Genomic DNA, 25,504 nt, shown 5'->3' with positions numbered 1-25,504 from the left:
GGCCTCCCCGCCGCCGCCTCCGATGGCAACACCGGGCCGCCCGCCCATCCGACAGCAAGCAGTCGTCCAGCACATGAATGACGGTGATTCCCATGTCTGAAAATTCGCGAGCCCTCGAGGCCGTCAAATTCCCCCGGTACGAGCGTCGCGGCGTATTTATGGGCTTGAAGTGGTATCAGTTGCTGCTGCTGGCGGCCGGGGTCCTTGTAGCCAGCACGGCATCGGCAATTCGCGGACCAGTCGGCCTCTTCGCATCGGGACCAATGTGGCTGTCGCTCATCTTGCTCGGATTGCTCCAGTATTCGAGGATTCCCTACCCGGTCTGGGCCGGGCATGCAGCCCTGTTCTTCTACCGGGTGGCCGCCAAACAGACCCGCTTCCTGGTCAGGCCTGAGCGCCCGGCCTTGGCGGGGCACCTGGCGCTGCCGGGCGGACTGGGAAACCTGGAATTGCGTCGGACCTCAACCGGTGAGTCGTTCATCGTGGACGCCCGAGGCAGAGAAGCGATCGCTGTGCTGCGCTGCAGCACCAGGTCATTCGCGCTCCTGGACTCTGACGACAAGGCCTGGGCGGTTCAGGCCTGGTCACGGGTGCAGGCAGGCATGGCCCAGCGCAGCAGCGTCGCCAGAATCGCCGTCCAGGATTACACCGTCCCGTATCCCTCGTCGGCTTTGCGCGATTTCTATGAACGCACGGCCCCGGAGCGGGCGAGCATGTCTAAAGACCTCACCTGGGGTCAGCGCGCTTACGAGGACCTGATCGCTGCGGCCGGATCGGCGATGAGCCACGACCTCTTGCTCGCACTTGTGGTGGACACCGGCAAAGCGCGACGCCGGATCAAGGAGTCCGGCGGGGGACTCGTCGGCGTCGAACAGGTGCTGCGGCTGGAGGTTGAGGCCATGACCACCGCGTTGGGCACTCACAATGTCAGGGTGGAGGAATGGCTCCCGGAGACAGGCCTCCTCGACGTCGTCCGCGGCGCCTTCGATCCGGCCGCCCCGGTAACCCCGGCACGGCAGCACGCAGTCAGCACGACGGCGCCTGGGCCGCAGAACGATACAGAGCCCAAGGCGCCCTGCGTCGCTGCCGGGCCGATGGCGGTCGAGGAGCACTGGACCTACGTGCGCACTGACTCCGGTTTTCATCAAACGTTCTGGATCGCCGAATGGCCGCGGCAGAAGGTCTTTCCGGGCTTCCTCCACCCCTTGATCTATGTCGGCGATTTCCGCCATACGGTGACAGAGGTGATCCGCGCCGTACCCACGACTGAGGCGCTGCGGGACATTCGCTCCGCCCAGGAAGCCCACGAAACGCGTCGTCGGATCAACACCCGCTTCGACAGACCGCTCACCAGGGAGCAACGGGCAGAGGAAGAAGAAGTGACCCAGCGGGAGGAAGAGATCGTCGCCGGCCACGGAGACGTGCGGCCGGCCGCGTACGTGACCATCACGGCGGGCACCCTCCAAGACTTAGCTCGACACAGGCAGGAACTCGAGTCGGCGGCGGCGGGAGCCTTCGTCGAACTGCGGTTGCTGGCCGGTCAGCAATGGGCTGCCTTTGTCGCCGGTGCGCTCCCGTTTGGACGGGGACTGCGGTGAAGAGGCCAACCCAAACGGTGCACTACGTGCCAGCGGGCGGGAACCGCCAGGAGCGAAAGGTACGACGCCGACAGGACGAGCACGATCACAGCCAACCGTGGGAGTCCGCGCTCCGCAGTTTAGGGGAGACAGTCGGCGCCGGGCTCGACAGAAGAGATCACGGCGGCGACTGGGGGAGCCGTGAAGCGAATTCCCTGCGCGGCCCGCACCGACTGCGCCCGGCACCGCACCGGGCGTCCACCATGACCTTCGCCGCTGCCTACCCGTTCATCACCGAATCAGGGCTGGGCCACGAAGGAACCTACATCGGCACAGACGTCTTCGGCTCCGGTGCCTTCTCCTACGATCCATGGATTCTCTATGACAAGGGCGTCATCAGCGGCCCGTCGATCGTCGTAATCGGCACCGTCGGGACAGGGAAATCCATGTGCGGGAAATCCCTGGTGGCCAGGTCCATCACGCTGGGCCGGCAGGCCGCCGTCGCCTCCGACCCCAAGGGGGAGTGGGTAGCCGTCGCGAACGCCGTCGGTGGGAAAGTCATTTCAGTAGGCCCCGGCCGCGCGGCCCGGGTCAATCCGCTCGACGCCGGCCCGCGGTCCAGCGCCCTGAGCGAGGCGCAGTGGCAGGCCGTGGTCCGTCAACGGCGCCGCTACCTGCTGGTGGCGCTGGTGTCGCTCATGCGGCAGGGGATGCCGCTGCATCCGGTGGAACACACAGCCCTGGACATGGCGCTCATGGAAACCGTGGCCCAGAACTCGAATCCCACGCTGCCGATGGTCCTGGACCACCTGCTGAACCCGTCGCAGGAAACCATCGGGCTGGTCGGTAAGGACGGAGGACAGGCCGTCAGCCACTCCCTGCGGCGCACAGTATCCGGCGACTTGGAAGGCATGTTTGATGCACCCTCCACCGTCTCCTTCGATGCCGATGCGCCCATGATGGTGATGGACACGTCAGCGCTGATCGGCGCCTCGGAGCAGGCACTGTCCCTCGCCGCGGCGTGCGGCGCCACCTGGCTGGAAGCGGCCGTGACAAACCCCGACGGCGGCAAACGGCTGGTGGTCTACGACGAAGGATGGCGCATGCTGGCGGACCCCTACATGCTCGCAAAAATGAGCGAACAATGGCGGCTGGCCCGTACCTACGGCATCGCGAATCTGCTGATCATGCACAAAGTGGCTGACCTCAACGAAATCGGAGACAGCACCAGCGGCCACCGCCAGAAAGCACTCGGCCTGCTCACCGAAGCCGACACCAGGATCATCTACCGGCAGAAGCACGATGCCATGCGCCTGACCAAGGAAGCCCTGGGGCTGTCAGAGGCCGAATGCGAGCATGTGGAGAACCTTCCCAAAGGCGTAGGCCTCTGGAAAGTTGGAAACCGTTCCTTCATCGTCGCCAACAGGGTTACAACCGATGAACTGGCAGTGTTCGGCACCGACGACCGGATGGTCTGAAAGCCACCATGAACCGGCGGGCAGGAGACAGCACTCCACTCGTCACGGCTGGGCTTATCGCAACAGCCGGCTACGTTTGCCTGTGCGTCCTCGTCCAGAGCGCAGCCCATCTCCAGATGCTCTGGCGCTGCGGCGGCAGTCCACCACCGCAATTCAACCCGGCCGCCGCCGTCGGGCTCTTCGTTGGCCGGATTAATTGGATTATTGGTCAGCCAGAGGGATGCGACGTCGGCGCCAGCGCCGTCTGGTGGGTGGTCGGCCCGGTGCTACTCCTGGTGGGGGCGCTCGCCGTTGGGTCCGTCCTGGCGTGGCGGAGGTGGAAGCAATCAGGTGCGTGGCTGCGCCAGGACATCCTGAACCGTGAGGGTATTGCCCGGCGTGCCGAGATCCTTCACGACTTCGGAGCCCGAGCCGTTCGAAGGCGAGGAAAATTCACACGGCCAGGCTTGGCCAAACCACGGATCGAGGACGTGGCCTGGACGCTGGGCCGATCCCGCGGCGTCACGATCCACGTCTCCACCGAGGAATCCATGGTCATCCAGGGCGCGCCGCGATCCGGCAAGGGCCTCTACGTGGTCATCAATGCGATCCTCGACGCGCCGGGTGCCGTGGTCACCACGTCCACCCGCGCCGACAACCTGGTGGTGACCATGAAGGCCCGCGCCACGGGGAGCAGACCGGTAACAGTGTTCGATCCACAGGGTATGTCCGGGCTGCCTTCAACGCTTCGCTGGTCTCCCGTCCGCGGCTGCGAGGACCCGGACATCGCCACCCGCCGCGCGCTCGTCATCACCGCCGACACCGAGATGAAAGGCGAAAACGCGGCCTGGCAAAAGCGCTCGCTGATCATCCTGCAATGCCTCCTGCACGCTTCGGCACTGTCCGGGGAAGGCGTCCGCGCCTTTCGCCGCTGGTCCTCAAGCCCTGTCCTGGCGCGTGAGGCGTTGGAGGAACTCAGCCGGCCCGAGGCAGCGCTGGGTTGGCAGGCCGATCTCATGGGCATTCTTGAGGATGACCCCAGGAATACGTCCAACTCCTGGATCGGCGTCTCAGCCGCGGTTGCGCCGCTGTCATCGCCGAAAGTACTGGCTGCATTGGACCCGCTGGACGAATCCGAGGAGTTCGATCCAAGAACATTCATCCGTGACTGCGGCACCCTGTATCTGATCGGGACCCGCGCCGGAGCCGCCGCAGCAGGCCCGTACCTTTCGGCCTTGATCGACGACATCGACAATGCTGCCCGCGAGATGGCCTTCATCGCCCCTGGAGGCAGGCTGGAACCCCCGCTGTCCCTGATCCTGGATGAGATTGCGAACCTGGCACCGTGGCCGGGCTTGCCGATCGCCCTCTCGGATGGCGGCGGCATCGGCATATCCACTCTTGTGGTTTTGCAGTCCCTATCCCAGGCGCGGACGGGATGGTCCATCGACGAAGCTGCAACCATTTGGGACTCGGCCATCATCAAGGTGATCTTCGGCGGCGGCTCTGACGAGCGGGACCTTCGTTCGCTCGCCGGGCTGCTGGGGGAGAGGAGTCTGACCCTCAACACCCGCTCCTGGTCCGCACAGGGCCGCCAGGACGGCGAACAGATCAGGGAGAGCCCAGTCCTGGCGTTGCATGAGATCCGGCGTCTGCCGACCGGCACGGCCCTCATGCTGGGGCGGCGAGCCCGTCCCATCCTGTTGGACCTGCGCGAATGGCACAAGCGCAAGGACGCGGCAGAACTTGGCCGCTCGAAGCTGGAGCTTGAACAAGAACTGGCGGACGGGCACCGGCTGCGGCAGCAAACAACCGGGGAGGTGAGCGGTGACGAGCCAGGATGACACCGAACGCTTTGAGATCCCCTCGGCAGGAGGAGAGGACGACGACCTGACGGCCGAGCTCTTCCGATCCGCATTCCGACCGCCCGGGAGGGTGACCGGCGTGACGTACCGTTGGCGGGAACTGACGGCGACGCAGGCCAGCACCGTATGGGGTGACCTGGCGGTGTGGGTCCGATGGCTGGTCGCCACGTACCAGTTGACGACGTCGGTGGTTCCGGATTGCTGGTGGCGACACACCGAGATCGTTGCCGAGCTCTACGCGCTGCAGCGGGCGGAACTGGCCTCCTATGCCAGCGAGGATCCCGGTTTCGGGCCGCTCGCCTTTCACGAGCGGCTGCCACATGCTGTCGAGCGTCTGCGGACCCATACCCGGACGGCCGGTTGTGTGGGCCTGCAAGCGCACAAGGAGCCTGCGTTGAGGATCCTGCGGTTGGACGCGCCGGGCTTCGTTGAGTGGCAGGCGGCTTCCCACCAGGTCGGTGACGAATTCTGAAGTCATGCTGTTTGCGTCTCCCAGGACATGAATGAGTATCCGCAGGGTGGTCCCGGCGGGAACCCTAGAAGCATGAAGGGAGGCTGTCGTGGCCTCTGAACCTGAAGACGTGTCCAGTGATGTGGCGGCAGATGCCGCGTTCAACGCTTGCGATACCGGTAATGCGCGCATGACACCGGAAGAGCGCATCGCTGCCTTGACGGATGGTCTCCACAAGATCCTGGAAAGGGCCGTTGAATCTCCGTCGCACTGGCAGGTGCTGCTGGACGCCTCGGCAACGTTGTGGCGTTACTCGGGCGGCAACGTTGCCCTGCTCATGATGCAGATGGCCCAGCGCGGCACCGAAGAACCCACGCTGGTGGCCGGCTACAAAGAGTGGGCCCGCCACGGCCGCACCGTGTTGCGGGGTGAGCATGCACTCTGGGTGATCGCGCCCCGCACGGCCCGAGTCCAGCAGGTGAGACTTTCTGACGGTACCCGGCAGCGCATCCCGGCGGGGGATCAGTTGCCGCACGGCGCAGTCGACGACGGAAAGAATACCGTCATCACCGGTTGGCGCGGGCAGGCAGTCTTTGACGTCTCGCAGACGCAGGGGACACCGCTGCTGGTGCCCCGCGGCGGTGCCGCCGCTGGCGTGGATGCAGCTGAGCTGTGGTGGTCCCTTGCGGCCGTCGCCGGCAGGCACAGGTTCGACGTCGATGTCACGGACGCCCAGTACGGGCTGACAAGCGGCTTTACGGACTTCGCCGGACACCGGGTCCAGATCGGCGCCTGGCTGGGCCCGGAAGAGCGCACAGCGGTCCTCGCCCACGAGCTTGGGCACGTGCTGCTCCATGGACCGGACGACGAGATCGGCCGGCTCTACGGCAGCAGCGCGGACCACCGGGGGCTGGCTGAAGTCGAAGCTGAATCCGTCGCCTACACCGTGCTCAAGGCCCACGGCATCGACCGCGGCCCGCAATCCGCCACCTACCTGGCCGGATGGGCCGACGCCGTCATTGAGGCAGAGAACGATGCGAAGGCCCACGACGCCGGCAGCAAGCTACCAAGGGCCCGTGCGGACATCGCCAAGTCAGTATTGGGCCGCGTCACGGCTGCCAGCAAGGGAATTCTCGAAATCACCCATCCGCCGGGATTCGGCGGCAAAATCTCCGCAGTTGACGCGGATCCTCGCGTGAACCCCGGCGCGTCCTACATGCGCGTGGAACGGCCCGTGCGGTCTGTGGACGGGCCAGTAATGGCCGGGCCGTAACGACGGCAGTACCAAATCTGTCCGGCGGGAGAGTCCCGCCGGCAACTGAAAGGACAAGATCAATGAGCACCAAGATCCCGGTTAGCATCGCGGGCAATCTCGTCGCCGATCCCGAACTGAGCATCGGCGAAAGCGGCGTGGCCCACGCCAAGCTTCGTGTCGCCGTCAACCAGCGAATCCAGGGGGCAGACGGCACATGGCACGACGGAGAACCCGTCTTCCACAATGTTTCCGCCTTCCGCGCGTTGGCAGAAAACGCGGCGACGTCGCTGAAGAAGGGTGACCCGGTCACCGTCGCGGGGGAGCTGGAATTCCGCTCGTACGAAAAAGACGGCGAACGCCGCGAAGCCCGCCGCATCGTCGCCGACACCATCGGGCCGGATCTCCGATTCGGCACCGCTGTGTATCAGCGGTCATCTCACGCAGCAGCCGCGGGGCCAGACGCTGAGGTCCAGGCACGACTTGATGCGCCGGTGACGGCAGAGGCAGGTGCGCCAGCCTACAACGTCACCTCCAAGAGCCCGGTGGTGGCGCCCCCTTTCGGGGCCGCAGCGGGGAATGAGATGAGCTACTGAAGGGCGTGAGTTGCCTAAGCGGGTTGGTGAGCAAACCAACCCACTTTCCCATGCAGCGAGTGCCGGAGTGCCTTGGCAACTTCGCTTGAGAAAGTTCACTCTCGCAGCGTGACCGTCGTAGTCCCCTAACCCTCGCCCCGGGTCAGACGTGCACAATCGAGTCGTACTCAAGACCGTCAACCGCCACGGAACGCTCTTGTTCCTCTTTCTTCCCGCCGAGCTTGTGCAGCGCGGCATAGAACTGCAGTTCCTCTCGGTTAACATCAGAGCTAACTTCCAAATAGCCAACCAGCTGACCGTTGTCCGACAGTTTGAAATCTGGACGCTGTACTTTGCCACCACCAGAGTCGAACTCTTCTACCTCAAGACCGGTGAACATCGAAACGAGCGAGCGCGCGTAGTCCTCGAACACATCCAAGGGCTTCTTTTTTGTTTTGGCCATGTCCATGTCGTATCACTGCTCCGAGGTACGCGAGTGCTTTCGGCGTTGTGCCAGTGAAGCCGCGGTCAACATAAATTCGTTCAGACTCAACACCAAGGGCAGCCAGGGCAGCACGCTGCGCCGTGAGGTCTTGGGCCTGGGTGGACACGCGCGCGTAGCCGACGAGTGTTTTAGACATGGAATTCGCCTCATATAGCGCCGCCCCCTTTCCGGTCAATTGACCGGACGGGTCTTACGGGACGCTGATGGTCCCCATTTCGCAATGATGCAGTTCAGCGGTGTGTGCGACCGGTGGAGGACCGGTTAACGGGCGAGCTATTCCGTAGACAGCGGAGGCCCTTACTAGATTGGCGGCAGCAGAAGCGTGTGCCGGCACCCTGCAACAGGCACACGACGCGCTGCTGCAGCGCATCACGCCGGAGGCCACTCCGGGCGCCAAACACCCCGGTATCAATGAGAGTCACATTCGTGAAATGAGCCGGGTGGCCTCTCCATGTAGTCTCGTTCCATTATCAAAACCCCCGGGAGGCATTTGTGGTTCGAGCGGAGAACGGGACGCTCGCTGGTGTTCTGGAGGGCACGAGGATCACGCCCCAAGCCCGGGCCGTGATCGGGATATCGGTGAGGGATGCCCAGTTTGCATTCTTCGAGCGGGTAAGGGGCCACGGCCTTGCGAACGCGACCAACATCGATACGTGGCGCAAGCCCTACCCGCAAAATTGGTACGAAGTCCGTATAGGGGACCCCCGTGGGCAGATCCTGCTGCAGGTCAACTCGCAGACAAAACGCATTGCCACGCAGTTCTGGATCGGCGACGATAAGGACCTCTACGCGAAGTTGCGGGCCCAACGTGGCGCCATCGAAGCCGACCTCGGTTTCGACCTCGAGTGGGACGAGAGGCCCGACCGTAAGGCATCCAAGCTCACCATCAGCCGTTCGGGCGACTTCCAGGACGAGACTCAGTCACAGGAACTCGTCGAGTGGCTTGTGGCTACGGGGGACGCATTCGCGGGCGTCTTGTCGAAGTACCTGGGTACTGCTGAAGGTTCACTCGAAATACTGATGCCGCAGGTCCACGGGCAGGAACTGGCCAACGCCATTGCTCCGGTTAGACAGGACCTAACTGAAATTACCCAGTCATCGGCTGTTGCCAAAGCTGTCGAGGAGTTCCGGGCGCTGGGGCGTGACGCATTCCTTAAACGGCACGGGCAACATCCGTCTTCCAGGTATTTCGCGGACGTTGACGGCCTGCACATCGATTCGAAGCCCCTGCTGTCGGTCGCATACGGGTACCAATATCCGGACCGGGGACCGCTGGCCGTGCGTGACTTTTCCGGGGGTGCCGAGACCAGACGGGCGTTGCGCCGGTTCGGCTACGAACTCGTCGAAGTGCCGGCCCCGTCAGCCGGCTCGGCCATCTATTACGGGGAGGTTCCGGAGTGTCCGGCCGGAACGGTCTTCAAAGACCGCAGGGAAGCCTACGATGCCGGCGTCCACCGGACCACCCAGGCAGACATCGCCGGACAGGCGGACGGAACCCAGTCCATCTGCCTGTCCGATGGTTACTCCGACGTTAAGGTCCAAGGCGATCTGATCACCTACACCGGTTTCGGCGGCCGGGACGCCAACACGGGCCGGCACATCGCCGATCAGAAACTTGAGAAGGGGAACCTCGGGCTCGTCGAGAACTACAAGCTCGGCCGGCCCGTCCGTATTCTCGTCAAGGAGTCCGTGCTCACCGGCAAAAGATCCGACACTGCCCACCTCTATCTGGGACTTTTCACCGTTGCGGGCTGGAGCTGGGGTGAACGGGACGAGTATAGGGTCCTGATCTACCAGCTGCGGGCCGTGGCCGGTGACAGCCTTGTCCCGGGCGACGTTGCAGATGCCCTGGTCCGCGGGGAAGATCTTCCGACGCAACGCCGAAGCTCAAGCGTCAACCGGATCGTTCGGAACTTTGACGTGGCAGCTTCCGTCAAACGGCTCTATGACAACACCTGCCAGATCTGCGGGACCCGCCTGCTGACGGCCGCAGGACCATACTCCGAGGGTGCCCACATCCGCCCCCTGGGTGTCCCGCATAACGGACCCGACACCCTGGAGAACATCCTGTGCCTGTGTCCGAACTGCCACGCACTCTTTGACGGCCGCGCCCTGACAGTGCAGCCCGACCGCACCGTCCTGAAGCTGGGGGAGCCTATCGGGAAGCTCACGGCCTCGGCAGAACATCGCCTAAACTTCGAGCACCTGGCTTATCAGCTTGAAATATCCAGAGCGAAGGCGGATCACGCCACCACGCCAACGACAGCTCGGAGTGAAAAATGATCTTTGGCCACGCGGTGCATCGAAGGCCGTTCGACCGAAGGACGCGCCGCGGAGGTACGACTCCTCAAGCCTTTCAGCAGACACAAGATGCAACAATTTGCCCGTGACATCGCTGCTCGAGACCATGGCCCCCTATGAGATGACCGGGTCGTGGGCGGTATGGCCCCGTCCGCGTCGTTCGGCCGGACGAGCGACATCTCCTTCCCTGTCGGAGATCTTGACGGGGTACTCCACGCCCGCTCGATTATTCTTGGGCTGAACCCCGGAGAGTCCGCTGTCGAGCGCAGTCCGTGGCAGAACTTTCACACTTCGCCGAGGCACAACCACCACTTCCTTGCTGAGGCGTTCCGCGGCACCCCGCACTGGGGCGCCTATATGACGGACCTGCTCGCAGAGGTCAACTCTAAGTCGAACACGCTCGATCTGAGCGATAAGACCATTCACCGCGACGTCGTGGTGCTGGTGGAGCAGTTCCAAGCCCTGGGAGCCGCCGATCCGCTTGTCATCGTGGTCGGCAAGAAGACCGCGAAGGCCTTCAAGAAGTATGAGCCCGTCCTCGCAGCCGCGCTGGGCCTCCCCAGCGTTCGATGGGGCCCGTGCCTCACTACTCGGCAGCGAGCGGTCGGGTTCACGGGAACAACTCCAATAGGTATCGACGGCTTGTCCTTGAAGCGCTGGCGGATGCTGACCGCCCTCTTTTGGCCGCCGAAATCTCTGCTCTCGGGGCCGTTCCCCTGGCGCATCTTAGGCAGGCTCGTTTCGAACCTAGTCCTCGCTCAGCGCTCTGTGCACGCCAATGACTTGCATTTGTTCTGGGTCGATGCCGCGTCGGCACGGCACTGATTCGCCGGAGCATCCCTCCACGGAACATGGATCGTTCTTCGCGATGAAGCCCTCATTCTTCTCCATGGAGACGACTTTGGACATGATCTTCAACTGCCAGAGTTCGGGTTCCTTCAAGGCAGGCTCTCCACATTCCCCGCTGCGGAGCAGTCAAGAACCCTTAGGCGAGTCGCCCCCGATTCGCCTAGGGTTTTGTTGCTGAATGATCGTTGTGTCGGAGGGGTGGCGCTTCCGCTTCAAGCCAGAAACGACTCGCCGCAGAGTTCGGCCGCGCGCCAGAGTGGACGAAGAAGCGGGGGTTACGCTCGTTCCAGCAGCAAGTAAGCCGTCACTGGTATTCAGTGCGGTGTTTCTACCGAGGAGACAGCATGACGTTGATGTTCGGACACCACCCCTGGACAGTGCAGGATCTCGTCGGTGGAGTGTCCTCCGGAACCGTGCGTCTTCCGGACATCCAGCGTCCATTTGTCTGGCCGAACGCCAAGGTCCGTGACCTCATGGACTCGATGTATAGGGGTTACCCGGTCGGGGAACTGATGTTCTGGGCGAACATGGACCCTGAGCACACCAAGACCATCGGTGCCGGCACAAAGTCGCAGGATGCGAGCATGCAGGTGGTTGACGGGCAGCAACGGCTGACCAGTCTCTACGCGGTAGTGAAAGGGCTTGAAGTCTGGCGCGAGGACTATAGCCGCGAACGGATCAGCCTCGCTTTCAACCCGCTCACCGAAAGCTTCGAAGTCCCCACTCCAATTGTGAAGAGATCTGCCGAATGGATCGCCGACATCGTGCCGATCTTCGCGAATCCCATTGACGCCCGAGCAGACTACTTGGAACGGCTGGAGAAGAGCACCGGTCAAAGGGCGGACCGGGCAACGGAAACAAAAATTGAGATCGCCATCAATCGTCTACATCAACTCCTGACCTACGGTTTTCAGGTTGTGCAGATTCATAAAGACGTGGACCGGGAGACCGTGGCGGACATCTTCGTGCGGATCAACTCCGAAGGAGTGACCCTGTCTTCATCGGACTTCATCCTCACCTGGATGAGTGTTTTCTGGGAAGAAGGCCGCGCCCAACTCGAAGACTTCGCGCGGAACTCACGGTTTACCCCGGCAGGCATCTCCCAAATAACAGGGAAAACCACCACATGGACCCCACATAACCCCTATCTAAACCTCGACCCGGGCCAGATACTGAAGGTCTCCATCGCGGTTGGGCTGAGACGCGCAAAGCTGGCTGATGCCTACAACGTTCTCCGAGGCCGAGACCCACGGACACGGATGATTGAGCCAGCGAGTCGCGAAGTGGAATTGGCCAAGCTCAAGGTCGGCCAAAGCCACGCCCTGAAACCCGTACATTGGGATGAATTTCTCAAGACCCTGGAAAGGGCCGGATTCAGGTCGCGAGACATGATCACGTCGAAGAACACTGTCCTATATTCATACGCGTTGTGGTTGATCGGCCGGATCGACCACAAAGTTCCGGTGGACGAACTCCGTGAGTTGATGGCCCGTTGGTTCTTCATGTCCCAGATCACCGGCCGGTACACCACCAGCCCCGAGACCCGTGCGCAGGAAGATCTGAACCGGCTGAAAGGGATTGCCAGCACGGCCGCCGCTTTTGTTGGAGTGCTAAATGGTCAGATTGACACCGCCGTCCCGGCGGACTGGTGGTCGATAACGCTTCCCGACAATCTCGAGACTTCCTCCGCCGGGGCGCCGGCATACGTTGGCTACATCGCCGCCCTCAACATCTTGGACGCGGAAGTTCTCCTGTCCACGTCGACCGTCAAGGATTGGATAAGCCCAACCCGCCGAACGGCGAAAGGCATCGAGAAGCATCACCTGTTCCCGCAGGACTACCTCAAGACCCAGCTGCGGTTATCGGACACCAAGAAGATCAACCAGGTGGCGAACTTCGCGCTCGTGGAGTGGTCGGACAACATCACCATTTCCAACAAGGCGCCGGAGGACTACTGGCCGCAGGAGGTCGCGGACAAGAACATTCAACACCTTCGACGCACGCGCCAGGAGGAATGGCATGCCCTTCCTGACGGCTGGACCGGAATGGAATATGAGGACTTCCTTGATCAACGCCGCCATCTGATGTCCAAAGTCATTCACGAGGGATTCCGCAGACTGACCGACCCCAACTATGTCCCCGATCTTTCTCGACCGGTCATGACAGTGGAGGACCGGCCCCTGCTGACGCTAGAGGAAATGATTACTGGAGGAGTCCTCCCGCCCGGAACGCTCCTCAGTCCCGTGAATGGCGACAACGACACACTCGCGGAGATCACCGAGGACGGGTATATCAAGGTGGGGCAGCATCTCTGCGAGAGTCCGGACCGTGCCGCTAGAGAAGATGGTGCGGACGTCGACTCGGGGTGGGACTACTGGCAGGCTCATCTGGAAGAGGGACCTGTAAGCCTCTCCGAACTCAGGCTGCAGACGGTTACCTAGCGACTGCTCCCGGACGATGACGATCAAGATTGTAGGGACGTGCGGTCGGGGAACCCTATTCGAAATGCACGCCATTCCACTCAAGAATTCGCGGGTAGGCGAGTCCCTCGGTGGTGAACGGATCGCCGGCGATGAAGCGCTCTGCATCCTCGCGTGAGGTGAAGATCCCCATCGACCCAACGGCCGGATCCGGGGTCTGGAACGGGCCGAGAGCGACGAGGCCACCTGGTCAGTCGTTGTTCAATACTTAGTACGCGACTTCGAGCTAAAGCCGGGCCGCCGCAAACCGCGGCGCCATCGATTCCATTTGTTCCATGACCAGCTTGATTGCCTCGGGCTGCTTGTCCGGTGGATAACCGTTGATCACCAGAAGCCGTTTGATGGATGAGCGAAGTTTCGCCCGGACGTCGTCCCGAACCGTCCAGTCGGTGCGCACATCACGTTGCATGACGCCAACGAGCTGCCGAGCGATCTCGGCCAGCTTCCCTTCTCCCTGGACCTCCACCGCGGCCTCGTTCTGGGCCACCGCGTCGTAAAACGCCAGCTCATCGGAGTCTAGTGGGGGAGTGAAATGAGCACCGCGCTGCCCCTCGGCCGCCACTTCGCGGGCCAGCTCCACCAGCTCCGCTATCACTTCCGCGGACGTGAGCTGCTGGTTCGTGTATTTCTTCATCAGCTCGCTGATCCGCTCGGAAAACGCCCGCTGGCGGATCACGTTGTTCCGGGTCGTCTTGGCCGACTCGTCGGCGATGAGCTTCCGCAGCGCCTCGATGGCCAGCTGTGGGTTCCGCGCCTGCTGCGTCTTGGCGATGAACTCCGGCGTCAGATCGTCCAGCGACGGCTTCGGCATGCCGGCGGCCTCGTAGATGTCCAGCACCTCGCCGGACGACGTCGCCGACGCGATCAAGTTGCCCAGTAGTCGCTGGATCTCTTCCGGCACCGGCTCGCAGCTGGCCTGGCGGTCGGCGGCGTCGAACTTGGCCATGTACACACGGGTCTCCTCGTAGACCTGGATCTCGGGTCGCAGCTCGGCCAGGGTCTCGGATCCGGAGCAGAGCGCCCACGCCCGGGACAGCTGGCTGGAGAACCGCCGGTACTTCGCGGCCAGGGTCTCCTCGTCAGCACCGACAGGCTGGTTCCCCGGCGTCTCCGGGCTGCGCAGGTAGTTGGCCGCGCCCGTCGCCGCGGACACAAACGCCTTCGGGCCGCCCTTCATCAGCACGTCCCTCCAGTCGTAGCCGGCGAGCAGCCCGCGCAGGGACTCCACCAGACCGCGTGCAACCACCACGGCCTCATCAATGTTCTTACCAACGGGCTTGTTCGCCCGGTCGGACTGGGTGTACTCGCCCAGAGCCTTGGCCAGATTCTCCGCCAGCGGTGCATAGGCCACCAGCAGTCCGTCCTGCTTCCCGCGGAACGTGCGGTTCACGCGCGCCAGGGTCTGCATCAGCAGCGCGCCCTTGAGCGGCCGGTCCAGGTACAGAGTGTGCAGGGGAGGGGAGTCGTAGCCGGTGAGCATCATGTCCTTGACGATCACCAGTTCCAGCTCGTCGTCGACGTCTTTGAGCCGCTCCTTCACGGTCGCGTTCAATGAATCGCGGCGCACGTGGTCGGAGACCGGCGGCACGTCGGACGCGGTCCCGGAGTATACCACCTTGATCTTGCCTTTGGCGAGGTCGTCGGAGTGCCAGTCCGGCCGCAACGCCACGATCGCCGTGTACAGCTTCGCGCAGATTTCCCGCGTTCCGCCCACGATCATCGCCTTGCCCGGCGCCTCGATGAACATGCCCATCCGTGCGCTGCGGTTCTCCCAGTGCGCCACCAAGTCCGCGGCCAGCGCCGCGATCCGCTGCGGCGCACCATACACGGCGTTCACGACGGCGACACTCGCCTCGATGCGCGCTCGTTCCGTTTCGTCCAGGCCCAGTGTGGCCTCGTCGGCCGCCTGATCGAGGATCTCCTCCGTCACGTCCGAGGCCAGCGCAACCTTGATCAGCCGCGGTTCGAAGTACACCGGCACCGTGGCGCCGTCCTCCACCGCCCGGGAGAGATCGTAGATGTCGATGTATTCGCCGAACACGTCCTGGGTGTTGCGGTCATCGAAGGAAATCGGTGTCCCGGTGAAGGCGATCAGCGTCGCGTGCGGAAGTGCATCGCGGAGGTGCCTGGCATATCCGTCCAGGTCGTCATAGTGCGAGCGGTGAGCCTCGTCCACCACCACAATGATGTTGCGCCGGTCGGACAGCAGCGGGTGGTCGGCGCCGGCGTCCTTCTCTGATTTGCTGCGGCCGAACTTCTGCAGGGTGGTGAAGTAGATGCCGCCGGTGGTGCGGTTGCTAAATTCATCCCGGAGTTCGGAGCGTTTCTTGATCTGCTTGGGGTTTTCGGCGAGCAGGAGGCTCCGGCTGAAGCCTTCGAACAGCTGGCCGTCGAGTTCGTTGCGGTCAGTGATGACCACGACGGTGGGGTTCTTCAGCTTGGGGTGCCGTGCCACCAAGTTGGTGTACAGCTCCATTTCCATGGACTTGCCCGAACCCTGTGTGTGCCAGACGACGCCGGCCTTGCCGTCGCTTTCCACCGCCTGGACGGTGCTGCCCACGGCCTTGGTGACGGCAAAATACTGGTGCGGCTTCGCGATCCGCTTGGACAGTCCATCCGATCCTTCGTCAAAGGCGGTGAAGTTGCGGACCAGTTGGAGGAACCGCTCCTGGTTGAAGAGACCCTGGAGCGCCGTCTCCAAAGCCGTCACGGCCTCGCCGTCTTCCATGTAACCGGGGGCGACGGGCACGCCGTCGTCGTCGACGTTCCACGGTGAGAAGTGGTTGAGGGGAGTGAAGGGCGTGCCGTACTTGGCCTGGATCCCGTCCGAGGCGAGCATGAAGACGCAAAAGCGGAACGCCATGGGGAATTCCCGCAGGTAGGTCTGCAGCTGGGCGTGCGCGGAGGCGACGTCGGCGGTGGCGCTGCCGGCCTTCTTGAGTTCGATGACGCTGACCGGCATGCCGTTGCAGTAGAGCACGACGTCGAAGCGGCGTTTGTAGTCGCCCTGGACCAGGGTGACCTGGTTGACGGCGAGCCAGTCGTTCTGGTCCGGGTCCGAGCTGAGCAGGTGGATGGTGGGGTTGGCCTCGTTGCCGTCCGCGTCGATGTAGCTGAGCCGGTAGCCGTCCACGAGGTAGTTGTGGACGCGGTGGTTCTCGGTGATGGCGTCCTGGGACTTGGACGCGGCGATTTCGGCGAGGGCCTGCTGCAGGTACTGGGCCGGGACCGTCGGGTTGAACCGCTGAAGTGCGGCGAGCAGCCGGGGCCGGATCAGCAGCTCGTCCCAGGTATCCCGCTCGCCCCGGCCGGGCGCGATGTCCTGCCCGGAAGCGGGCCGCCAGCCGAGCGGCTCGGCCAGGAGTTCGAGGGCCACGCCTTCCCAGTCGGCTTCGGAAAAGGCTACTGCGGGTGTTGCTGTCACGGTGGTTCCCCCTGATGGACCGGATGTCATTCTGAAACGTTTGTGCAAATCCTGTTTCGAGGTCGGAGGCACTGGTCAGGCCGGGTCGTCCGACCTCACACTCCCGCGTCCTCCAGCACCATCTCCGCATCCCTGACCCTAAGTTTGCCGGACATAAGCTGAGGAAGGAGCGCGTCACGTGTGGCGGCGAGGACCTGGTTTTCCCTCAGGTGCCCCCGTTCCATCTCCGCCATTGCTGTGAATCGCCGACCGAGCTCAGCTTGGCGGCCCCTATCAGGGAGTCTCACACGAAGCTTGCCTAGTTCGGTTCTGGAGAGTTCGGTCTGCCCGGTACTTCCTTCGCCCATTTCTACGATGGTTTCCTGCAAGCTCAGCAGGGCCATCCCCGCGCAAACTGGATCAACTTTGGCCTGGTCGAACCGGACGATCGTGATGTGGGAATCCACGGTGACGCTGTCGCCGTGAGTCCAACGTGCCACCCGGCCGAGTGTTCCCTGACCTGTCGAGTTCACTAGTACGTCGTCCATCATCAGCAACTTGTCTTCACGGACCTTCGAAATGAGTGTTCGTCGGGCGGGATCGAGATTGACGCGCTGATCGCGGATGCACTTTTGGTTCAGGACAACAACGGTGTCCTCGCCGTCTGAGTATTTTGGTGTAACGCCTCGACTCAGGAGTCCGGTGATCTCGGAAAGTACGGCACCATCGTCAGCTTCTCGCAGTGCATCTGTGAATCCTGCCTGCGTCAGGGTCGCCGAAGTTTGCGCGAGTTTCGTGTTGGCGGCGATCTTGTCGTCGAGAGCCCCCAGCACTTCTTCAATTCCCGATCGAATTTCGGCTGGCGGCACAGGCATCTGCAGTCGTTTGAGATCCGCCAGATTTAGTGTGGACTGCACGGTTGTATTAAGAACGCCAAGGATCTGTGACCTTACTGGCATGGATTCGAAGCACAGTTGCAGCCATCGGGGGCTGACTTTCGTGGGACGAATCACTGCTATTGCACGAGCAACGTTCCAGCCGGCCAGATTGTCAGGAGCGACTGCCGATTCACCAACAGTGCCGACCAGCGAGAGCAACAACTCGCCGCCCCGAAGTGTGGTTCGGCTGTGCTTCGCAGCGATTTCCTTGTCAACGCGCATCGGTGAGGACACGTCAATGGTTCCGTTGCGGACGTCTTTGACCCGAACTATGGGAACTCCAGCTTCAGAGTCATTGCCCGGCTGGACAACGCCGTAAGAAATCTGGCCGTCTTGGACAAGGTCCACGAGCGGAAGACTCGGCCAGTCAGACATCGACCCGCCCCAGCTGCTCGCGCACAACATGTGCCAACCGCTCGGACTCCTCGAACTGCTCAAACAGCTCCTTCGACAGCCGCGCGATCTTCTCCTCGATCGGTTCTCCGTCGTCCTCCACATCCGCGGATCCGACGTACCGCCCGGGCGTCAGCGCGTAGTCGGCGGCCTTGACTTCAGCGAGGCTGGCGGAATAACAGAAGCCGGCTTCGTCGTCGTATGTCAGGCCAGCCGCAACTGCCGATGCCGTGCCGCGCCAGGAGTGGTAAGTGTTGGCGATTTTGGCGATGTCCTCGTCGGACAGGGCGCGTTCGGCTCGGTCCACCATGTAGCCGAGGTTTCGGGCGTCAATGAATAGGACCTGCCCGGTGCGGTCCACGGAGCCGTTCTTGCCGGCGGTTTTGTCCTTGGCGAAGAACCAGGTGCAGACCGGTATGCCGGTGCTGCGGAACAGCTGGGTGGGCAAGGCCACCATGCAGGAGACCAGGTCCGCCTCGACGAGCTGGGCGCGGATTTCACCCTCGCCGCCGGAGTTGGAGGACATGGAGCCGTTGGCCATGACCACGCCGGCGCTGCCGCCGGGTGCCAGCTTGGAGATCATGTGCTGGATCCAGGCGTAGTTGGCGTTGCCGGCCGGGGGCACGCCGTACTTCCAGCGGGGGTCGGACTCAGAGCGGGCCCAGTCCTTGATGTTGAAGGGCGGGTTGGCCATGATGAAGTCGGCGCCGTTGGTCCCTGTCAGCTCCGGGTGCTGGTCGCGGGCGAAGGTGTCGCCCCAGCGGGAGGCGAGGTTGGCGTTGAGGCCGTGGATGGCGAGGTTCATCTTGGCCATCCGCCAGGTGCGCTCGTTGAGCTCCTGGCCGTAGACGGAGATGTCCGAGCCCTCCATGTTGTGGGCTGCCAAGAATTTTTCGGCCTGGACGAACATGCCGCCCGAGCCGCAGCAGGGATCGTAGACGCGGCCGCTGTGCGGTTCGAGGACCTCCACGAGGACGCGGACCACGCCGGCGGGGGTGTAGAATTCGCCGCCGCGCTTGCCCTCGGCCTTGGCGAACTTCTCCAGGAAGTACTCATAGACCTCGCCGAGCAGGTCGCGGGCCTTGCTGGCACCTTGGCCGGTGAAGCGGGCCGAGTTGAACAGGTCCAGCAGCTCGCCGAGGCGGCGCTGGTCCACGTTGTCGCGGTTGTAGATGCGGGGGAGCGTGGCGGCCAGGGATTTGTTGTCGGCCATGATGAGCTCCATGGCTTCATCGATGAGCTGGCCTATCGATTTGGGCTCGGCGCCGTCCATCGCGGGCAGACCCTTGGCGTTCTCGGCCAGGTAGGTCCAGCGGGCCCGTTCCGAGACCCAGAACACGCCGCGGCCGGCGTACTCGTCCGCGTCGTCGATCAGCTGGGCGATCTGTTCCTCGTTGAGTCCGTCGGCCTCCAGCTCGGCCTGGATCTGCCCGCGGCGCTCCTCGAACGCGTCCGAGACGTACTTCAGGAACACCAGGCCGAGGATCACGTCCTTGTACTGGGAGGCATCCATGGAGCCGCGCAGTTTGTCGGCGGCTTTCCAGAGGGTGTCCTTGAGTTCCTTCATGGTGGACGGGGCGAGGTCCACCTTCAATTTCGGGGGCATTACGGGGTTCCTTCGGTCTGTGGTTCGGCGAGCTTAGTGCTGGGGTCTGTCAGGGTGAGGCTTCCGCCCGCTACGCCGTCCGTAATCAGGGTAGCGAGTTCTTCCAGCCGTTTGAGGCGTTCGCGGGCCAGATGCTGCCCGTGTTGCAGTCGGGCAAGCGATGCGGCGAGCTGGTGTCGTTGGGTGTCGGGCACGCGGCGTAGGCGCCACTGGCGCCAGGACTTGTCCGCTGCGGGGAGCATGTTGATGTCCGCGGCGACGACATCCGCTGCCAGGCCGCCAGGGTCACCGGCGTCGATCCGCAGCACCCGGGCCGGAAATACGACGGCGGATCCGCCCTGGGTGTCCACGAGCGCTGCGGGCCGGGGGCTGGTGCAAAAGACGACGTCGCCGGGCTCGGTGAGACGGGCCGCGGGATAGTTTGCTGCGAAGTCCAAAAGGCTGACATAGCGGGGCTGCGCGGCATGCGGGTCGAGCAGCTCAGCGGGCCCCAGGACCCGTGTCCCGCCGCGTGGCGTCAGGTCCGCATCGTCGAACCGGTTCCCCTTGATGTATCTGAGGGTGCCGGCGTCGATGAGATCCTGGACGGAGGTGGGCGGAGACTTGGTGTCCGGATCTGCCGGAAGTACCTTCACGGCACAGGCTTGTCCGTATTCGCTGGTCTGCAGCAGGCGCACGAGTTCCTCTACCCGAAGGGCATTCTCCGCGCCGCTGAAACTCGGCGCCGAACCGCGAGACTGGGCTGCCACCAGGGACTTTCTGCTGGCCAGGAGGAGGCGGGTCTGCACCAGCCGGGCGAAGCGGAAGGAGTGGGCGCGCACCGTGGCGCGGTTTCCCATGGAAGCGACGATGTCGCTAACCAGGTCCTGCCCGACGTCCTCTGTGAGGTCATGGGCGGTGAGATCGGCCACCATGGTCCAGCGGTCGGCAATGGGCACCTCAGCGAAGGACGGTCCCAACACCCACAGCGCCTGTGCCTCGCGTGGCTTGGAGCGCAGCAGTCCTTGGGGCAGCCGCACTACGGCGCGAACCCGGCCGTTGCGCAGCAGCCCGGACCGCAAGCCGGCAGCCCCGGCGGACAGCGGAGCGTCGCAGAGAACGCGGGCAGGGGCGATGATGACCGCCCGCTGATGGTCGTCCATCTGCAGAACAAGTTGTTCCACCGCCGCTAGGACTTTTGGTGCGTCCATGCCGGGTTCACCGGGTGATGGGTACTGCGCCACGTGCACCACGGCTCCGAGCACGTCGAACTCGCCGCTGGCCTCGACTCGGATCTGTGCGGAGTCCACGCCATGGACGCGCAGGCGGCGACGCACGAGGCGACCGGCTCCGCCGTCGTGGTCCGACGTCAGAAAAGTGACTGGAGCACCCTCTCCGGAAGCGTGCACGACGCCCATCAGGAGATCGCTGCCGCCGCGAGTGGAGTCGGCAAACACGGGGTTCCCGCCGAGCGTCGCGGCCAGTTCGACGGCGGCAGCGGAAATCAGTCCTACTGCGGAGTCGGTAAGGGCGGTATCCGAGTGCTCCCGAAGCCCCGCCCGGAACCGTGCGGCAAGCAGCTGTTCAAAGGCAGCCGGCGCGTTGTAGGCACTGTCCACCAGCCGGTCAGCGAACGCTGCTGTGGAAGCGAGCGAGGCGCCCTGGGCCTCCAGCTCCGAGTACAGGAATAGATCGTCAGGATCACACTCGTCTGCAAGATCCAGCAGGTCATCCGGGCTCAGCGGCCCAATCTCCATTCCTGTCATGGCCTTGAGTGTCAGTAGGGCGGTGAGAGTGGCCAGAGTGTTTCCCTCGACGCCGCCGGCCGGCGTTGCGGGCATCCGGGCGAAGGCGGCGGCGTCGTTCACGGCATCCGGGTTATTGCCACGTCCGGTTGCCTCAAGCCAGCCGGCAACCTGGTCGGCGTCGAAGAGTTCACGGCCGCCTTCCAGCGCCGCGGGCTCGGGAAACGGGTGAGCTGACCCGGTGCTGCGTTTGCGCCACATGGAAACGACCGGGCGCTGGACCTGCGCAAGAGCGGCAACGTCCGAAAGGGTCATGCGCAGGGTTACTGCTTCGTTCACTTGCGCCTCCTTACTACGTCGACCCTCAGCCTAGCGGTGTGGGGTAACTATTCCGGCGAAGTGCTGATAACGGGGGTTATCAGCGTTTTTTGGCATGTTGCATTCGGAGGAGCCGTAGCTTCGATCCTGCAGCTACGGAGGAATCTTCCGGTGCTGCGACGGCGGCGGGGAACCACGCATTGGGGGATCGGTATCCCGCCGCCGCTCAGCAGCCACCCATGAACAGAGGAAGAGATCATGCCGAACACTGATACCAACCGGGCCGGCGAGCCGCAGCTCGATGAAGTTCAGCAAGCGCAGCCGTCGACGGTCGCGGCAAAGCCTGTCAGGAAGAAGCGAGTCCTCCCGGCGGTTGCGGTTCTGGCGCTGTTGGCTGGCGCTGTCGGTATCGGAACGACGCTGCCGGACCCGAAGACCAGCGACGCCTACGTGGCGCTGGTGGGGGAGAAGGCGTCCGTGGAGTCGGACCGCGACTCGGTCAAGTCCAGCTACGAGTCGATGAAGTCCGAGTACGACACTCTGCAGAACGGCATGGCCGCCCGCGAGGCGAAGGTCACGGCGCGCGAAACGGAGGTCGGCAAGGCCGATGCAGCCGTGAAGACTGCTGATGCGGCCGTCAAGAAGCGCGAAGAGGCGGTGACCGGCGCCGAGAAGACCAAGGCAGCCAACACCATCGGCGACGGCACCTGGACAGTGGGCAAGGACATCGAGGCGGGCACCTACCGGGCGTCGGCCGACGTCGGTTCCTCCTGCTACTGGGGTATCTACGCGACCGGTAGCAACGGCAGCAACATTATCGACAACGATCTCCCCGGCGGTGGCCGGCCCTCAGTTGCGCTCTCCGGCGGGCAGGACTTCAAGTCCAGCCGGTGCGGCAAGTGGGAAAAGCAGTAACAGTCCCACACTTCACATCATTCATTCACCTTAGAAAGGCATCACATGTCCCACGAAGTTTCGGAACAGCCCTTGACCGCTGCGATTGCAGCGCCTCAGCCCCGGCCGTTCTTTAAGAAGAAGCGCTTCCTCATCCCGGCCGGTGTCCTGGTGCTGGGCATCGCCCTGGGCTCCTGTTCCGGCGGCACCAAGCAGGCCAGTGACGTGAGCCCCGCTGCGCCGTCATCCGCCGCCGCGTCGTCAGCGGCCTCATCCGCAGCCCCGGCTCCGGCAGCTCCCGCGCCGGCCAGCGCACCATCGGCTGCCGCACCCGTCGTCGGTGTTCCGTTCAGCGTCAAGATGAGCAACGGCAACATCGCCAAAATCACGATCCTTTCCGCCGTCCGGACGCCCAGCGTCAGCACCACAGCGTTCGCCACCCCGGCGAAGAACGGAAGCTATCTGCTCCTGGACGTGCTCTGGGAAACCGAGTCCGGCAAAACCAGCTCCAATCCGTTCTACTTCTCCGCCAAGGACACTAACGGGCGCAAAGCCGATCTTGATCTCTTTGCGGACGACCAGCTCCCCTCCGGAGACGTCCTGCCCGGTGACAAAGCACGGGGCTTCATCGCCTTCGACATCGCTCCCGGCGCATCAACGGTGATGATCTCCAATACGCTCATGCAGGAATCCGCACGGATCCAGATCCCGGAGTAAGCCAGATGGGACTGCTAGGGGTTGTTTGACAAGCTAACAACTCAGCCTTCAGCAGCCCCGGCGGACGTCACCGTCGGCTTGTGTCGGGTAAAGGATTGCCCATCACCTCGGGGGCGGAACGATTCTCAAATTTCTCGACAGACATGTACATCAAGTGTTAGACATCTCTCGGGAGGACTCCGGCCGCGCGAATGCAAGGCGCAACGGTGCCGCCCGGGGGGATAGTTTGGGGGTCAATGACTTACGGGCAACTCGGCGCCGCGCCGTAACAAGCCCGGCACGCTGATGTTCGCTCCGGCGGTCGGTTCGCATGCCGCCAGGCCGGAGGCCGGAGTATCTCGACAATTCTTTTCCCCTCTGAGACCAGAGGGGCACACAAGTGCGGCCTTTCGGGGCCGACATAGCCTGATTGGGGTTCCAGCTATGCATGAAATCAAGTGCCCGCACTGCGGACGGACATTCACTATCGATGAGGCTGGCTACGCCGACATCGTCAAGCAGGTTCGCGATGCTGAGTTCGAACAGCAGCTCCACGATCGGCTCGAGCTGGCCGAGCAAGACAAGGCCACGGCCCTCGAACTTGTGGAGACGAAGGCCGCCAGCGAACTTCAGAAGACTGCGGCGGCCAAGGATGCCGCGATCCAGGAGCTGAAGGCGAAGCTCGATGCCCGTGAGGTCACACAGAAGCTCGCTGTGGCAGAGGCGCTCAGTGCTGTCGAAAAGGAGCGCGACGCGCTCGTGAACGAGCTCGAACAGACGAAGCAGGAGAATCAGTCATCGGTGGAGCTGGCTGAAGCGAAGCTCGTCAACGAACTTCAGAAGATCGCCTCGACGAAGGACACTGCGATCCAAGACCTCACGGCGAAGCTCGAGGCCATGGAGATCGTACAGAAGCTTGCGATCACCGAGGCCGTCAGCACTGTTGAAAAGGAGCGGGACGAATTCAAGGGTGGGCTCGAACGAGCCGAGCTTGCGAAGCAGCTCGGGGAGGCGTCCCTGAAGGACAAGTACGAAACCCAGATCAAGGACCGTGAAGAACAGATTGAGCGACTGCGGGACCTGAAGGCGAAGCTGTCGACCAAGATGGTCGGTGAAACTCTTGAACAGCACTGCGAGATCGAGTTCAACCGCATACGTGCCACAGCCTTCCCGCTCTCCTATTTCGAGAAGGACAACGATGCCCGGGCCGGTAGCAAGGGCGACTACATATTCCGTGACTCCGACAGTGCTGGTACTGAGATTGTCTCGGTCATGTTCGAGATGAAGAACGAGAACGACGGCACCGCGACAAAGCACAAGAACGAAGACTTCCTGAAGGAGCTGGACAAAGACCGCACCGAGAAGGGGTGCGAGTACGCCGTGCTGGTCTCTCTGCTCGAGCCCGACAGCGAGCTCTACAACACTGGGATCGTTGACGTCTCTCACCGCTATCCGAAAATGTACGTCATCCGGCCGCAGTTCTTCATCCAGTTGATCGCGCTGCTGCGGAACGCCGCGATGAACTCGCTCAAGTACAAGACCGAGCTCGCGCTGGTTAAGGCGCAGAACCTCGATATCACGAACTTCGAGCAGCAGATTGATGATTTCAAGGACGCGTTCGGCCGCAACTGGCGGCTCGCCTCCGACGGTTTCGTGGAGGCAATCAAGCGCATCGACGAAGCGATCAAAGACTTGGAGAAGACGAAAGAGGCCCTGCACAAGTCGGCCAACAACCTGCGGCTTGCGAACGCCAAGGCCGAAGACCTCACGATTAGGAAGCTCACACGAGGCAACGCGACAATGGCCGCCAGGTTCGTGGAGCTGGAGGCTAAGACGGCCGAGTGGGAAGCCAACTGACGCGCCTTTCGCAGGAGCCGCTGAATGCCTTGCTTCAGCACAGATCCCGGAAGTCGCCGTAGCCGCGAAAGACTGATCAACAGGTCCTGAAACAGTGAAGGCTGGCACTCGAAAAGGTGCCGGCCTTCGCTGTCTTTGTGTGCCCTCGATCCCTGGACTCCACGGCTGAAGATACCCGCCCAAATTCAATGCGGTGGCGGGGTGTGTGACGGCCGTCGGGTGCCTGGATCGTACCCGAAATTTACACCTGAACGCTGTATGCCGGGCGGCGCCTAGGAGCCCTCTAGTGTAGCGTGTCGGTGATTCCTTTGGGTATGGTTTTTTGTCAGACTTGATTCATGGTTTATCTGGCAAGGGCTTTGG

The 25,504-nt window shown here is 63.1% G+C and carries 18 protein-coding genes; 12 read left to right on the top strand and 6 right to left on the bottom strand.

Annotated elements, in window-relative coordinates:
• Positions 1–92 precede the first annotated feature (92 nt).
• The 6 genes from BJQ90_RS01145 to BJQ90_RS01115 all read left to right on the top strand — a co-directional run bounded on the left by BJQ90_RS01145 (position 93) and on the right by BJQ90_RS01115 (position 7,198).
• Entirely contained in the window at positions 93–1,598 is a 1,506-nt protein-coding gene (locus BJQ90_RS01145) for an SCO6880 family protein (protein ID WP_226758476.1), read from the top strand.
• A 242-nt stretch (positions 1,599–1,840) separates the two neighbouring features.
• Positions 1,841–3,055 carry an ATP-binding protein gene (locus BJQ90_RS01140; RefSeq protein ID WP_226758475.1) on the top strand — a complete coding sequence of 405 codons (1,215 nt, stop codon included), beginning with the start codon at positions 1,841–1,843 and terminating at the stop codon, positions 3,053–3,055.
• Positions 3,056–3,063: 8 nt separating this feature from the next.
• Positions 3,064–4,878, top strand: coding sequence for a type IV secretory system conjugative DNA transfer family protein (locus BJQ90_RS01135; protein ID WP_226758474.1), 1,815 nt, complete (start codon positions 3,064–3,066; stop codon positions 4,876–4,878).
• Positions 4,862–5,371, top strand: a complete 510-nt coding sequence (locus BJQ90_RS01125) for a hypothetical protein (RefSeq protein ID WP_319004584.1) — start codon at positions 4,862–4,864, stop codon at positions 5,369–5,371. Before BJQ90_RS01135 ends, BJQ90_RS01125 begins: the two co-directional genes overlap by 17 nt.
• A 169-nt stretch (positions 5,372–5,540) precedes the next feature.
• Complete coding sequence (locus tag BJQ90_RS01120) at positions 5,541–6,623, top strand: ArdC-like ssDNA-binding domain-containing protein (protein ID WP_226758473.1); 1,083 nt, start codon at positions 5,541–5,543, stop codon at positions 6,621–6,623.
• Between the two features lie 62 nt (positions 6,624–6,685).
• Complete coding sequence (locus BJQ90_RS01115) at positions 6,686–7,198, top strand: single-stranded DNA-binding protein (protein WP_226758472.1); 513 nt, start codon at positions 6,686–6,688, stop codon at positions 7,196–7,198.
• A 142-nt stretch (positions 7,199–7,340) separates the two neighbouring features.
• Here the strand turns inward: BJQ90_RS01115 and BJQ90_RS01110 are convergent, their stop codons facing one another.
• Together BJQ90_RS01110 and BJQ90_RS22385 are read right to left on the bottom strand one after the other, a co-directional pair.
• The gene (locus BJQ90_RS01110; protein ID WP_226758471.1) at positions 7,341–7,640 is read right to left on the bottom strand and encodes a hypothetical protein; all 300 of its coding nucleotides are present in this window, start codon (positions 7,638–7,640) and stop codon (positions 7,341–7,343) included.
• Complete coding sequence (locus BJQ90_RS22385; RefSeq protein WP_264196820.1) at positions 7,561–7,818, bottom strand: recombinase family protein; 258 nt, start codon at positions 7,816–7,818, stop codon at positions 7,561–7,563. Before BJQ90_RS22385 ends, BJQ90_RS01110 begins: the two co-directional genes overlap by 80 nt.
• Positions 7,819–8,174: 356 nt before the next feature.
• Here BJQ90_RS22385 and BJQ90_RS01100 point away from each other — a divergent pair, with 356 nt between their 5' ends.
• The 3 genes from BJQ90_RS01100 to BJQ90_RS01090 all read left to right on the top strand — a co-directional run bounded on the left by BJQ90_RS01100 (position 8,175) and on the right by BJQ90_RS01090 (position 13,273).
• The gene (locus BJQ90_RS01100) at positions 8,175–9,965 is read left to right on the top strand and encodes a DUF4268 domain-containing protein (RefSeq protein ID WP_226758470.1); all 1,791 of its coding nucleotides are present in this window, start codon (positions 8,175–8,177) and stop codon (positions 9,963–9,965) included.
• Between the two features lie 159 nt (positions 9,966–10,124).
• On the top strand, positions 10,125–10,808 hold the full coding sequence (locus tag BJQ90_RS01095; protein ID WP_226758469.1) for a hypothetical protein: 684 nt from the start codon (positions 10,125–10,127) through the stop codon (positions 10,806–10,808).
• 368 nt (positions 10,809–11,176) lie between these two features.
• Positions 11,177–13,273, top strand: a complete 2,097-nt coding sequence (locus BJQ90_RS01090) for a DUF262 domain-containing protein (RefSeq protein WP_226758468.1) — start codon at positions 11,177–11,179, stop codon at positions 13,271–13,273.
• Positions 13,274–13,538: 265 nt separating this feature from the next.
• Here BJQ90_RS01090 and BJQ90_RS01085 read toward each other — a convergent pair whose 3' ends face one another.
• The 4 genes from BJQ90_RS01085 to BJQ90_RS01070 form a co-directional block, all read right to left on the bottom strand.
• Positions 13,539–16,766, bottom strand: coding sequence for a type I restriction endonuclease subunit R (locus tag BJQ90_RS01085; RefSeq protein ID WP_226758467.1), 3,228 nt, complete (start codon positions 16,764–16,766; stop codon positions 13,539–13,541).
• Positions 16,767–16,831: 65 nt separating this feature from the next.
• A complete protein-coding gene (locus tag BJQ90_RS01080) occupies positions 16,832–18,001 on the bottom strand; it encodes a restriction endonuclease subunit S (RefSeq protein ID WP_226758466.1) in 1,170 nt (389 codons plus the stop codon).
• A gap of 19 nt (positions 18,002–18,020) precedes the next feature.
• On the bottom strand, positions 18,021–19,652 hold the full coding sequence (locus BJQ90_RS01075) for a type I restriction-modification system subunit M (protein WP_226758465.1): 1,632 nt from the start codon (positions 19,650–19,652) through the stop codon (positions 18,021–18,023).
• Complete coding sequence (locus BJQ90_RS01070; RefSeq protein ID WP_226758464.1) at positions 19,652–21,715, bottom strand: hypothetical protein; 2,064 nt, start codon at positions 21,713–21,715, stop codon at positions 19,652–19,654. Before BJQ90_RS01070 ends, BJQ90_RS01075 begins: the two co-directional genes overlap by 1 nt.
• A 237-nt stretch (positions 21,716–21,952) precedes the next feature.
• Between BJQ90_RS01070 and BJQ90_RS01065 the strand changes: the two genes are divergently transcribed.
• From BJQ90_RS01065 to BJQ90_RS01055, 3 genes are all read left to right on the top strand, one after another.
• The gene (locus tag BJQ90_RS01065) at positions 21,953–22,609 is read left to right on the top strand and encodes a hypothetical protein (RefSeq protein ID WP_226758463.1); all 657 of its coding nucleotides are present in this window, start codon (positions 21,953–21,955) and stop codon (positions 22,607–22,609) included.
• Positions 22,610–22,654: 45 nt separating this feature from the next.
• Entirely contained in the window at positions 22,655–23,305 is a 651-nt protein-coding gene (locus BJQ90_RS01060; protein ID WP_226758462.1) for a DUF4352 domain-containing protein, read from the top strand.
• A 423-nt stretch (positions 23,306–23,728) separates the two neighbouring features.
• Entirely contained in the window at positions 23,729–25,141 is a 1,413-nt protein-coding gene (locus BJQ90_RS01055) for a DUF2130 domain-containing protein (protein WP_226758461.1), read from the top strand.
• Positions 25,142–25,504: the final 363 nt, after the last annotated feature.

This window comes from Arthrobacter sp. SO3 (genome assembly GCF_020532825.1).
Lineage (GTDB): Bacteria > Actinomycetota > Actinomycetes > Actinomycetales > Micrococcaceae > Arthrobacter.
Note: the sequence above shows the minus strand (reverse complement) of the source record. Positions and strands in the feature narration are given on the sequence as shown.